Below are 14,191 nucleotides of genomic sequence, written 5' to 3'. Positions count from 1 at the left end.
AATTTAATGTAATTTACCTGCCAAAGTGATTGTTCAACATTTTCTAATCCATTACTAAACATGAAAACGCTTTTGAGCCAACATCCCCTGCATCCCCGTATGCAGGCCACCCACCCTTTTTTCGATACCAGCTTTACTCCCTATTATTCTGACCATATTCCCGGCGCCTGGCAGGTGACCCGTTATGAGGATGTGGTGGCTGTATTGAGCGACTATGCTACTTTTTCCAGTGAGTACATTCCTAAAACCGATGACAACGTATTCACGCGTAACCTGAACGTAACAGATCCGCCGAAGCATAAACATCTGCGGGCATTGGCGACGAAAGCATTTTCACCGGCTATTATCGCCCAGTCGGAGGGGTGGATACGACAACAGTGTGAAGAATTATTGTTGCCTCATCTGTCTACCGGTTCTATTGAGTTTGTGGGGGACTTTGCCCTGCAACTGCCGCACCGCGTGATTTCCCGCTTGCTGGGCGTGCCGGACGCGGAAGTAGAAAAGGTAAGGCAATGGATTATTGCCGTTGCAGGTGATCCGCGGGTGATCGGTGTCGAAATATTTGGCCGGTCCATGCAGGAGATGAGCATCTTTTTCTCTGAGCTGATTCAGAAACGGACGGCGCATCCGGAAGACGATCTGATTTCGCAGCTGATTGTTTCTGAAGTGGAAGGTAACCGTTTGGAGACGATGGACGTAATTGCCATGTGTGTGGCTATTTTCCTGGGAGGTTATGAAACCACGAAGAGTTCCCTGGCCAACGCCATGTATATTTTTTCCCAGCTGCCCGATGTGCAGGCACATCTGGCGGCGCACAACGAAGACATCCCGAAGGCGGTCACGGAAGCATTGCGGGTATTATCGCCGGTGAAAGGATTTCCGAGAATAGCTGCGAAGGACGTCATGGTTTCCTCCGCAGCCATAAAAAAAGGTGATCTGGTCAATGTGTCTGTCAGCACCGCGAATAAAGATGAATCGGTCTTCGCGCACCCGGACGCGTTTGATATGGACCGGGCTAACCTGAATCAGGCACTGAGTTTCGGGCATGGTATTCATTATTGCCTTGGTGCGCCGTTGGCCAGAGTGGAAACCCGGATTGCCTTTGAAACGATCTTCAGCCATGCGCGGGTACGGCTGGCGACGGCTGTTGCGCCGGAACCGGAGATCAGTGCGCTGGTATACAGCCTAAAGAGCCTGCCGTTGGCATTAGACAAGATCTAAAGCCACCTGTCCATATTCGAAGTGATACCGGGCGGTTTCCCGGTAGCTCCAGTCCATATTACCGCGCAGAATGGCGCCGAGAATGCGGACATATTTTCTTACGGCGGCATCATGGGAGCCGAAGTCCGGAAGTTCGGCAGACACCTGTTCAAACCGGCGCATTTCCTCGTCGTGCAGCGCTGCTGCCTGCAGGATGGCGGTTTCCAGCGTTAGCTCCCTTTCTGCTTTCATGATCAGTACCATGTTATGCTGGTCGCCATGGTCCAGTTCTTTCGACAGGGAGAAAAGATCGTTGGCCCAGCATACCAGGTTGCGCGCCAGTACTACCAGTTCCATCACTGCCGGATGCTGAAGGACCTGCGCCGGCAGTGATATTTCTTCAATCACTTCGATCATGTCGGTGCTGACATGTGCGGCGCCCAGGAATTGTCTTCTCTTGTAAAATTCGGCTACGGTCGGGAGCTGACCGGCCTGTACGTTCCCGTATTCCCAGAGGCCGGCGGCGAACATTTTATGGAGGCTTTCCACAAAGTTGCGTTGCCATTCCGGGGTGCTGAGGGCCTGGAAACGGAGCCATACATCTGCCAGCGCGGCCATCACACCGGTGTCGCCGCTTTTCGGCGGCTGCGGGTCGGCCAGGATCTGCTTGCAGGCGGCCACAAAACTTTCAAAGTTTAAGCGCGACTGTATCAGTTCGTCGCGTTCTGTCTGGTTGTCCATGGCGTCGTCCATGACAAACAACAGCACATTGGCATCGTTGGCCAGCTTCAGCTGGTCCAGCCCGCATTCGGGATAAAACCTGGCGGTCATCATACCGAAATTGTCATCCAGGTATTTTTCGTAGCTGCCGTCAGCATGCAGCGCAAATCTCTTTACCCACGCATTGGTGTGGTCGATGGCATGTTGGTAGTTTGGATTAATCGCTGACTCAATAGGGCAGTAGAGGATTGGAAGAATGATTGCATTCATAATATATCGCACAATTTGGCCATATAAGGTACAATAATCTACCGCAATATTAAAAATTTATCCATCAGCGTTATAACGGTCTGCTTTCAGTGACGAGCCTGCTGGACAGAAACGGAAGCAGGGCATGGTATAATTGTTCCAGCATTATGGGCTTGGGAAGAAATCCGTCGCCGTGCGCCCTGGCAGCGGCGATCTCTGCGGTGTTGGTGTTTCCGCTGATAAAAATTACAGGGATATGACGTAACAGGGTGTCCTTACGAATCTTATCCAACAGCTCCATTCCGGATATCTCGGGCAGGTAATAGTCGAGCAGGATCACGTCCGGGATGACTTCGCGGGCTTTCTCCAGGGCTTCGCCGGAGGAGGCGGCAAAAGCGGTGGTGCAACCGAGGCGTTTCAGCTGAAGTTCCGCCAGCAGCCGGTTGCTGTGGTCGTCGTCTACACAGAGTACTTTGGCCCCGTAGAAATGCTCAAACTCGTTGGGCTGCTGCGGCTGGCTTTTCAGGCTGTTGTCAGTCACCATAGGGATGCTCAGGCGGAAAGTGCTGCCTTTGCCGGTTTCACTGGCGGCCGTGAGCGTACCTCCCAGCGTCTCCGCTATTTTGCGGGAAATAGGCAGCCCTAACCCTGTACCTTCACCGGGCTTGGAGCCGGTAATGTATAAGTCAAACACTTTCTCCAGTTCTTCCGCAGGAATACCCTTGCCTTCGTCGGTCACTTCCAGCAGGAAATGCTGGCTGGCGGCGCGGGCCGTAATGGTAATCGTGCCGCCGGGACGGGAAAACTTGATGGCGTTGGTGAGCAGGTTGCTGAGTATCCTTGTCAGCAGGGCCGCATCAGAGACGATACGTCCGGGGATACCGGCGATCTTTAACTGGAGGGGTACCGGCGAAACATACTGGTACGTATCCAGTTGCTGGTAAAGCCACTGCCGTACGGAAAACGGTGCAGGCTGCGGTACGTCGTACATGCCCGCCTCAATACGGGCGGTGTCCAGCACCACGTTGGTCATGTCCAGCATGTTACGGGAAGAGGCATACAGGGCGCGGATCACATCGGTAGATACCTGGATATGATCGGGCATCCCTTCGTCTTCCGCCTGCAGCACCAGCTCATGCGCGAGGCCGTAAATCGGGTTCAGCTGGGTACGGTAATCGTGCGACAGAGAATTGAGATACGTAGTTTTATAACGGTTGGCCTGGTCCAGCGCCAGCGTCCTTTCTTCCACAAGGGCTTCCAGCTCCCGGTTGCTTTTATTCACCGCCCGCTCGTAGAAATACAGCAACAGCGCATTCATGAGCAGCACGGCTCCGGCGGCGAAGAAATAGACCAGCCGGTTGTTGCTGATGCTCAGCGGCAGGGGATCTACCAGGTTACCATACCAGATGACTTTTAAAATCACCGTAACGGTTAACACAAAAGTGATCGCCGCCCATTTATAACGGCTGGATTTGATGATCAGCAGCGCGGCGCCACAGAGGAAAACGGCCAGCGCCTCGATGTTGATGGCAGGTCCCAGCAGGGCGCCGTAATACATGGCGCTGAAGGACTGCAGTATGAAGATGGTCAGTAAGGCAGAATTGGTCTTGCCGGCTTTGTTAAACAACGGCACGCCCAGGTAAATAAGGGCCATGGCGTACCCGACGCCGGAAATACGGATTTCATGGGCTGTGTTCCATAAGACAGTCGAGATCAGGAAACACAGAAAAGAGGTCAATAAAGCCAGGGAATTAAGAATGATGATGACCCGCTTGCTGTTTAACGGTAGCGGTGCTCCATCTGTACCAAGATATGGAAGAGTTTTCAACAGGCGCCAGAATCTACGCATACATTCGTTGTGGGTTTTTTTATTGGGTCAAAGTTATCAATTGAGGGTCTTGATTGCAATGATGCCATTTTACTTTCAGGCTTATCAGGATACCGGTGTGACTACCTGACCGCCAGGTTTTCTGAACAGTTGTACATTGTTGTAGTAAGTCTTGGTCTCTAAGATACGAAATAGATAAAACTATTTTAGTTATTTATTGAAATAATGATGACAATTCCCTGCTGGATAAGTTTTATAGAGACGCCCTGCAGGTATACTGTGCCCCGCCTGTTCTTCAACCGCAGTACCCGCTGCCTGGCTCCTCCGGAAATGACCTGTCGGGTGCTGTTCCCGAAAGTAGTTGACACCATCGAAGATCATCGGTTCTGCATCGATGGTCAGCAGTTGCAAAAACCGGTTAAGATTTTCTGCTACGCCATATTCACCGCCTTCGTCTCCGAAGACCCCCACCGGCAGTTCGTTCAGATCGGTGCTGTCGTTGTGCTGCCATAATGCGTAGAACGAGCCGGAGCCATTGGCCTGCGCAAAAGGTATCAATTGGGCCAGGAAGACCGGTTCGGCACGTCCGTCAGAGTTCAGGGCAAATTCTTGTAAGGAAGACATATGGGATCGTTTAATATCAAGCAGTTTGTTGGTTTTTCGTTGCACAATATACGGCAAACTTTTTCAACGCCGGACGATAATCTAAAACTTGATTTTCAGGTAACACCAGCAGGAGAATATTTCGTATACCCGTTGCAGATAGATAAAAACATCATGATAAGAAAATGGATAGAAGCTGGTACAGCGCTACTGCCGGCATTGACGGAAGGGATAGTCCTTATGCGGCAACGGGGAAAATCCCCGGATATGAGTTAAAAAAATGAATACCTTTGCGGCCATCATAATTTTAGCCGGATATCCAAAGTCAAACCGCTCACTTTTGTCCATCGCAACCCGCGTAAACCACAACGATCGTATGTACCAAACTGAAAATCAGCATTTTTCTCAAAAGACTGACTGCGCTATACCTGTGTTGATCACGTCCATCACCGGTTGCCATCTGGTCATTCCGGAAGACATGATAACTTATTCGCGGGACTTTCCCAGGTGATACTGCGTATAGCCGTCAACGCCAGATAACCGTACTGTATATATTCCCTGACAAAATCTTGTTCTATCAAAACAAACAGGCGCATGAAGATGCTCGGACCGGCATTTCCATTAAAACCTGTTTGCCGTTAATTCAATTGTATGCATATCCCTACACTCATCCGCTCCGGATGGTCCTGTTTATTATGGTGCCTGCTGCTGGTCATGCCTGCAAGCGCGCAGTTCAGTGTAACTGATTTTTCAAACACCCCCCTTCAGACGGCTATTACCCGCGACAAGTTCAACAACATCTATTCGATTGCTTATAGTGCCGGAAGTTCGTGTAGTGTTATTACGAAGTTTCTTAACGGTAGTACGGGAAACCTCAACTGGATTTACACCAGTCCGAGTTATGTTCCGTATGATGACTACTACTGGGGAATAGCCGTCAACGCGAATGGCGACGTGTACTTTACGGCTTCCGACGGGGGCATTGGATTTGGCCGGGTGATGCGATTACGTTTTAATGGTACGGATTATTTGCCTGTGGAGACCGTGAGGTCCGGCACCGGCTACATTAACCTGGCCTTCGATCAGCAGGAGAACCTGATCGTGATGGAAGAGGACGGGGCCTCAGGGATTGCCCGGTTGATGAAGTATGCCAAAGGCAACGAGTCGGGCGCCGGAACAGTGTTGTATGACGGGATGCAGAATACTACGTTTACATCCCATCCTACCGGGCTGGCAGTAGATAAAAACAATACCATCTATTTCACCGGTTTCTGGGATTTCTCCAATAAAAACAATATCTACAGGCTGAAGAACGGGGAGACGGTACCGACGAAACACGGTTCCGGTACCTACACTTCCCTGACATGCGATGACGCTGGTTATCTTTACGCTGTGGATGCCGGTTCCGGCAATGGGGCATCCGGCGTAATCTGGCGGTTCGATCCCGAAACAATGTGGCCTTCCTATCTGCAAAGCGGCATCTCCGCTACTATATCCAATAACGATCCGCCGCAATTACCGTGGGGAATTATGGTGGACAGGGCCAGCTCCACGATCTATTATAACCAGTATACATCCCCCGGCATCAGAAAATTAACAGCCACGCCGGTTACGGTGACAGAGATGTCGCTGATGAATAACAGCCCTACCAACGCGGCCAGCGTGCGTTACAAAGTAGCGTTCAATCCAACCCTGACCAGCACGCCGCCAAAAGAAGCATTCTCAGTAAGTACTACGGGAAGTATTGCCGCTGCTACCGTAACGCAGGTACAATCGTATCCCGGGTATTATACCGTGGATGTCAGTACCGGCACGGGAGATGGTACGCTGGCGCTGGTGCTGACCGGCAATAATATGATAAACCCTGTCAATAGTGCGCCTGTTACGGCTTCGGCCTATGCCATTGACAGAACACCGCCTTCCGGCGCGTTGATGATCAATAACGGCGCCGCCTATACTAACAATACAACTGTAACATTGGATGTCACCGCCAGTGACGCTTCTTCGGGAGTGACGATGGCATTTTCCAATGATGGCGTGACATATAGCGCTGCACAGCCCCTTACCCCGCTGGTGACCTGGTCGCTGCCACCGGCAGACGGAAAGAAGACCGTGTACATGAAAGTGCAGGACCAGACAGGGAATTATCAGATTATTCAAAAGGACATTACGCTCGATACCCAGGCTCCTTTGGTGACCATCACTACCGGCCCTCCGACGTCTACCTCCAGCACCCAGGCGGCATTTGCCTTTATGGCCAATGAGTCCGCCAGCTTTGAGGCCCGCCTCGATGGCAGCACTCCCAGCGCTACCACCAGCCCGCTGGTACTCACCGGTATGAGCGTTGGGACCCATGTGCTGGAGATCAGGGCTACCGATCCGGCCGGAAACCAGTCCGCCTGGAAGCCCTATAGCTGGACCGTGGAAACGTCGCCAGCGGTGACAGGGCTCAACGTGCCCGTTGATGGCTATTACAATGCAGGTACTTCCCTGGACTTCAGCGTTACCTTCTCTTCGCCGGTAATGGTAACAGGCACTCCATTCCTGCCTGTAGGGATAGGGGCTGCTACCGTAGAGGCGAGGTATACCGGCGGCACAGGCACCAATACTCTGACTTTCAGCTATACGGTACAACCAGGCGATGAAGGCACTGCCGGCATTGCTATCGGAACGGATATACAGTTAAACGGCGGTACCATCCAAAGTACAGCCGGTACCGGCGCACTGTTGACCCTGGGGACCCCGCCAGACCTCAGCGGGGTGAAAGTACATACGGCGGCCCCCACTGTAGTGCTGACAACCGGCGCCCCGGCGAAGGTCAACGCTCCTTTTATCGTCACCCTTACTTTCAGTGAGCCGGTAACGGGATTAGCAAAAGAGGATTTTCAGGTTAGCAACGGGGAAGTGACCGGCCTGCAGGGCGCCAATAACCTCTTCGTAGCGACCATCGGCAACTTCGCCGACGGGCCGGTAGAAGTTTTACTGCCGGCGAATGTAGCGGTGAACATCGCCGGTACCGGCAACAGCGCCTCCAATAAGATAACTGTCACGGCCGATCAGCAGAAACCGGCTGTGACATTGGTCGCTGTTCCGCCAAATGGATATTACCATGTGGGCGACGACATATCTTTCGATGTTTCTTTTGATGAAGATATTGTGATGAACACCGGTGGTGGCGCCCCTTACCTGGAACTGACCATCGGCTCAGCCGTAAAACAGGCTACCTGCCAGGGCAATAATGCACCCAACAAGCTGAGTTTCTCCTACAAGGTAGCACCAGGCGACAGGGACATGGACGGCATCGCGGTGGGCAACCTGCAGTTAAATGGCGCTACGATTCGTGACCAGGTAGGAAATGATGCCATCCTGACGCTGAATAATGTGGGAAATACCGTTGCCGTCAGGGTAAATACAACCATGCCCACCTGTGTCCTCTCCCTGGAAAAAACTGTTTATAGCCAACCATTCCGCCTGACGCTGAGTTTCAGTGAACCGGTGGTGGGACTGAGCGTATCAGACCTGAACATTTTGAATGTAACCGTCAGCGACCAGTTGAAGGTGAACGACAGCACTTTCACCTTTCTGCTTGCGCCTACGCCTACGCGGGAAGGACCTTATTCCTTGTATTTACCGATGGGGACCGTGCAGCAGAAAGAGGGAGATAATATAAACCTGCCGTCCAACACACTGACCTTCACCTGGGATGTAACCCCGCCAAAAGTAACGAGCGTGGCGGTGCCCGCCGATGGATACTACCGCACAGGCAAACCGCTGGACTTCTATGTCACCATGTCTGAACCGGTGACGATAACGGGAAGGCCTACACTGCCGGTGATTATCGGTAGTAAAACCATACTGGCCGATTATATCAGTAATACTTCCGGGACGGTATTTCTCTTCAGGTATATTGTGCAGAACGGTGATATGGATATGGATGGTATCGCTGTTGGGAGCGGCCTTGCCCTGAACAACGGTACCCTGGAGGATGCTGCCGGTAACGGCGCACTACCAGCCCTGCAAAATGTCGGCAGTACTTCGCAGGTAAAGGTATACACAGCTGTACCTTCTGTTACGCTGGGCACTACGGCCGTTTCACCATTGAACCATGACTTTACCATAACAGCAGTTTTTTCCGAAAAGATGGACGGACTGCTGGCATCAGCTTTTAATGCTGCAAACGCCGACATCAGCAACCTGCAAACAACAGATAACATTACTTATACTGCGCAGGTAAAACCCCGGCAGAGCGGCAACGTTGATATTTCCCTGCCAGCCAATGCGGCTACGAATATAGCCGGCACAGGCAACAGTGCCTCCAATACCCTGAATGTGACGTATGATGCCACGCCGCCGCAGGCGAATAGCGTTGACGTGCCCTCCGCCGGCGTCTATGCTGCCGGCCGCGTCATGAACTTCTCTGTGTGGTACAACGAGCCTGTCATCGTAACAGGATCACCGTACCTGGCCGTGACGGTCGGCAATAAAGCGGGGCTGGCCCGTTATATCGGCGCCGGCGGAAACGACCGCCTGTTCTTCGTTTATCAGGTAATACCGGGAGATATGGACGCAGACGGCATCACGCTGGATAATACCATTCAGCTGAATGGCGGCACCATCAAAGATGCTGCCGGTAATGATGCAGACCTGACATTACAGGGTATCCCTTCCATGACGGGCGTGCTCGTGAATGCAGCCACGCCGACGGTGACTTTGTCCACCGCCGCCGCTTCTCCGGTCAGCAGCGCATTTACGATCACGGCTACTTTCAGCGAAGCGGTAACCGGCCTCACCGGAGCTGCTTTCCAGGTAACCAATGGCACGCTTTCCAACCTGGCGACGGCCGATAATCAGACCTATACAGCGACCATCACTCCATCGATTGACGGTACCGTTATTGTCACGCTGCCGGCAGATGTTGTTACAAACAATGCCAACACCGGTAATACGGCTTCCAATACCCTCACGCTAGCTTACGACGCTACAAAGCCGGAGATCACCAGCATTGCCGTTCCCCGTGATAACTACTACATAGCCGGTGAACCGCTCAACTTTGTCGCAAACTTTTCGGAAGGGGTGGCGGTAACAGGTTTGCCTTCCATCCCGGTGATCATCGGTGCAGAGACGGTACAGGCCACCTATACCAGTGGTTCCGGTACCAATGCCCTCACATTTGTGTATGTGGTAAAGAATGGTGATAATGACATGGACGGGATTAGCGTGGGAGCCGCCCTTCAGTTGAACGGCGGTACAGTGAAAGATGTGGCCGGCAACAACACGCTCCCGGGTTTCAACAATGTGGGCAATACCAGCCGCGTGTTTGTGAACACCCGGCAACCCGGCGTGACAATCAACACCGCCGCAACAAGTCCCATTACCCAGGCGTTTTTGCTGAAAATTACTTTTAGTGAAGCTGTTACCGGCTTTGCTGAAAGTAATATTGATGTCATTAATGGGAATGCAAGCCAGTTGCTTACCAGTGATAACATTACCTATACAGCATTGATCACGCCTTCAGACGGCGTCCTGACCATTATGGTCCCTGCCGGCGTTGTCAGGAGCGTAGCGGGCAACGCTAATACGGCATCCAATATACTCAACCTGCAGGCTGATATGACCGCACCGGTGGTGACCAGCGTCGGCGTCCCGTCTCCCGGCTATTATAACGCCGGTCAGCAACTGAATTTCGTCCTGAATATGTCAGAACCGGTGACGGCCACCGCCGCTACCCAGTTAACAGTGTACATCGGAGGGGCGATAGTACCGGCCACCCTTACCGGTGGTACGGGCACGACTACACTGGAATTCAGCTGCACTGTCCAGGATGGTTTCATGGACATGGACGGCATCACCCTGGGAAGGGTGCTCAACGGTATCGTAAAAGATATAGCCGGCAACGCCGCTAGTCCGATTCTGGTCAACATTGGTAACACCAGCGGTGTGTTTGTCAATACACAACATCCAACGGTTTCTGTCACCACCACCGCTGTCAGCCCTGTGCGGCAGCCCTTCCCTGTGACGATTACTTTCAGCGAAGCGGTCACAGGATTTACAACCGGCGGTATCCATATTAACAATGGTACCGCGGGCGTGCTGCAAACCACTGATAATATCACTTACACAACGATGATAACGCCTTCGGCAGATGGTAACGTAACGGTGCAGGTGCCTGCCGGCATGGCGCTGAACGTGGGCCAGAACGATAACGTGGCGTCCAATATGCTTAGTCTCCAGGCAAAAATAACAGCGCCTCTGGTCGCCCGCGTAGACGCCCCTGCTAACGGTTACTACACTACCGGGCAACCGCTGAATTTCAAGGTAACCATGTCTGAACCGGTGACTGTGACGGGTACGCCTTCCATACCGGTGATCATCGGTAGCCAGACCGTGCAGGCAACCTATGCCGGCGGCACGGGTACGGCTACACTGCAATTCAGTTATACGGTTCAGAACGGAGATATGGATATGAATGGCATCACGCTGGGAACAGGCATTCAGCTTAACGCTGGTACGCTGAAAGACGCGGCCGGCAACAATGCCAATCTCACATTAAATAACGTCGGTAATACCAGCGGCGTGTTTGTCAACACACAACGTCCGTCCGTGGTCATCAGCACTGCTGCTGTAAGTCCCGTGCGGCAACCTTTCCTGATGACCATCACTTTCAGTGAGGCGGTCAACGGGTTTACGGCGACTGGTATTACCACTATGAATGCGGTAGTGAGCCAGCTGCAAACTATCGATAACATTACCTATACAGCTTTAGTAACGCCTTCGGCAGATGGCCCTCTGACGCTTTTAGTGCCTTCCGGCATAGCGAGGAATATAGCAGGTAATGACAACCAGGCCTCCAATACTATCCTGCTTACCGCAGATGTAACAGCCCCTATGGTCATCAACGTAAGCGTGCCCTCTAACGGGACGTACAAAGCCGGGCAGTCGCTGAACTTCAGCGCCCAGCTGTCTGAACCGGTGAACGTGACAGGCGTGCCTTCCATGCCACTGACTATCGGTACCCAAACCGTGCAGGCTACTTACATAGGCGGCACAGGTACGGCTACACTGCAATTCCTCTATGTCGTTCAGCAGGGCGATATGGACCCCGACGGTATCGGCGTGGGCAATGCCATCGCATTGAATGGCGGCGCCATGAAAGACGCGGCCGGCAATAATGCGGTGCCGGCGCTGCAGCAGGTGCCTGCCACCAGCGGCGTGCTGGTGAAAACAAACCGCCCGGCCGTTACGCTGTCTTCTGCCAGCTCCGGCCGTATCAACAGGCCGTTTACCGTAGACCTGACGTTTGCGGACCCTGTTCACGGCCTTACTGTTGCGGCTTTACAGGTGACCAATGGTGTGGCCAGCCAGCTGCAAACAACAGATAATATCCATTACTCGGTGCTGATTACCCCCGCGGCGGATGGGAATGTCGCCGTGCAACTGCCGGCCGGCGTAGTGTCAGACGATGCGGGTAATGGCAATCTCGCCTCTAACCAGCTTGGCCTGCAATACGATGCAACGGCGCCGGCTATCGGTCAGCAGTCATTCGATATTGATGATAACAGTCCCGCCGGCACCCTAGTGGGCCAGTTGCAGGGTACTGATGCATCCGGTACCGTGCAGGGCTGGACGCTGGTGGCAGACGGCTCCGGTGGCGCGCTGTCCCTCGCTGCCGGCGGCCGCATTACGGTTAAAGACAATACGCTGCTGCGCGCTGTCGCGGGTAAAACCATTACCCTGAAGGTAACGGCCAGCGATGGTCTCAATACCAGTGCAGCCGTTCCCGTTACTGTGAAGGTCCGGATCTCTTATGTCAACAAACAGCCGGTAATGGACCCTGTAGCAGATGTATATCTCTGCGCTACCTCCGCGGTACAAACCATACAACTCACCGGTGTGTCGCCGGTAGAGGCTGACCAGCATTATACCATCACCCTGGCGGCCAGCCAGCCCTACTTCGATATATTAAAGGCAGATGTGGTCACCAATACCATCCGCTATCAGCTGAAACCCGGCATCGGCGGCGGCTCTGCGGCCGTTACCATCACCATGAAGGATGACGGCGGTACGGACAACGGCGGTAAAGACACCTACAGCCAGACATTCTTCCTGACGGTCAACCCGCTGCCTGGTGTCAGCATCAGCAGCGATAAAGGCGGTACCATCTCCAAAGGTGATATCGTTATGCTGACGGCAACAGGCGCCGCGGCCTACAGCTGGAAGCCCGCCGGTGGCACCAGCGGAAGCCTGCAGGAGCCTACGCTGACGGTAAAACCAACAGCGGACGCCACCTACCAGGTGACAGGTACCAGCGCCGCCGGTTGCAGCGCTATGGCCACCATCTCCATCCGGGTGACGGATGATTATAAACTGGACGCTACCAACCTGCTCACACCCAACGGCGACGGTAAAAACGACCGCTGGATCATCCGAAACCTGGACAGTTATCCAGACAATGAAGTGAAAATATTTGACCGTGCAGGCAGACTGGTATACCAGCGCCGTAACTATAGCAACGATTGGGACGGTACGCTGAACGGTCACCCGCTGGCAGAAGGCACGTATTATTATGTGCTCACCGTCAACGGTACTTCCCGCGTGTGGAAAGGATTTATCACCATTATCCGGAACGATCAATAGAATGAAGATGTCTTATCAATATCATTACATGAAAAGCATGCTATCCTCCCTGACCAGACGTTTAGCCTTGCTGCTGTTAATAACGGCAGCAGGCGGCGCCTCGGCGCAAACGCTCAGCGATGCGCCGGCCCTGCTGGAGCCTTCCGGCACGCAGTTTTTTCAGAACCAGTACCTGGCCAATGCCGCCATGGCGGGCATAGATACCGGTTTGCATATAAACCTGGCTTATCGCCGTCAATGGAAACAGCTCAACGGCGCCCCGGAAACCCGTTTCCTAACGGTAGACGGAGCGCTGGGCAAAAGAGTGGGAGCAGGCCTGAACATTTTTAACGACGTGGCAGGGCTGATAAACCGTACCCGCGTAGCGATGAGTTATGCTTATCATCTACCGCTAGGGGCCAGCGGCCAGCAGCTGCATTTCGGGCTTTCGCTGGCGCTCAACTTCCAGCGGCTGGACCTTTCCCATGTAAACGGCGACCCTAACGATCCTTCCCTGGGCGCTTTCAACCGCCGGGACAACTATTTCGAGGGAGAATACGGGATGGCCTATACGACAGGAGCACTGACCGTGCAGGCTGCCTTGCCCAATGTCAGAAGCCTCGTTACTGGAGACAATAAAACGGTGGACGGTGGTACCATCTTCTATTCGGCTGCTGAATATACATTCGGCTTTGAAGGCGCGCTGGAAAGCCTGACGCCTAAAGTCTGCTTCCGGGGCGTGCGCGGCTATGATAACATCATCGACGCAGGAGTCAACGCTGTTTTCCTGAACAATCTGTTAAACATCATGGCGCTATATCATACCTCCAAAAGCCTGACAGCGGGCTTTGGGGTAAACATCAGCCATACAGTAATGATACAGGCGCTCTATCACACACAGACCGGAGGTTACAACAATCCCAATAACGGCGCCTATGAAATAGGCGCTTCCGTACATCTGTTCAAATAAACGGATGG

Annotated in this window: 6 protein-coding genes; 3 read left to right on the top strand and 3 right to left on the bottom strand. The window is 53.1% G+C overall.

The annotated features are described in order from the left end of the window. Positions 1-60: 60 nt before the first annotated feature. The gene (locus tag B5D63_RS18860) at positions 61-1,221 is read left to right on the top strand and encodes a cytochrome P450 (RefSeq protein ID WP_078670404.1); all 1,161 of its coding nucleotides are present in this window, start codon (positions 61-63) and stop codon (positions 1,219-1,221) included. Here B5D63_RS18860 and B5D63_RS18855 read toward each other — a convergent pair. From B5D63_RS18855 to B5D63_RS18845, 3 genes are all read right to left on the bottom strand, one after another. Beyond that, on the bottom strand, positions 1,207-2,190 hold the full coding sequence (locus tag B5D63_RS18855; protein WP_078670403.1) for a terpene synthase family protein: 984 nt from the start codon (positions 2,188-2,190) through the stop codon (positions 1,207-1,209). The two genes, B5D63_RS18860 and B5D63_RS18855, sit on opposite strands and share 15 nt — an antisense overlap. Before the next feature lie 70 nt (positions 2,191-2,260). Next, entirely contained in the window at positions 2,261-4,018 is a 1,758-nt protein-coding gene (locus B5D63_RS18850) for a hybrid sensor histidine kinase/response regulator (protein WP_078670402.1), read from the bottom strand. Positions 4,019-4,207: 189 nt separating this feature from the next. Continuing rightward, entirely contained in the window at positions 4,208-4,621 is a 414-nt protein-coding gene (locus B5D63_RS18845; protein ID WP_078670401.1) for a hypothetical protein, read from the bottom strand. A 630-nt stretch (positions 4,622-5,251) separates the two neighbouring features. On the opposite strand from B5D63_RS18845, the gene B5D63_RS18835 reads away from it, so the two are divergent. Both B5D63_RS18835 and B5D63_RS18830 read left to right on the top strand, forming a co-directional pair. Continuing rightward, complete coding sequence (locus B5D63_RS18835) at positions 5,252-13,234, top strand: Ig-like domain-containing protein (protein ID WP_078670399.1); 7,983 nt, start codon at positions 5,252-5,254, stop codon at positions 13,232-13,234. A 28-nt stretch (positions 13,235-13,262) separates the two neighbouring features. Further along, positions 13,263-14,183, top strand: coding sequence for a PorP/SprF family type IX secretion system membrane protein (locus tag B5D63_RS18830; RefSeq protein ID WP_159456072.1), 921 nt, complete (start codon positions 13,263-13,265; stop codon positions 14,181-14,183). Positions 14,184-14,191 lie beyond the last annotated feature (8 nt).

Source organism: Chitinophaga eiseniae, assembly GCF_900167135.1.
In the GTDB taxonomy this organism is placed as follows: domain Bacteria; phylum Bacteroidota; class Bacteroidia; order Chitinophagales; family Chitinophagaceae; genus Chitinophaga; species Chitinophaga eiseniae.
The sequence above is the reverse complement of the archived record's forward strand: the minus strand, read 5'-3'. Positions and strand labels throughout refer to the sequence as shown.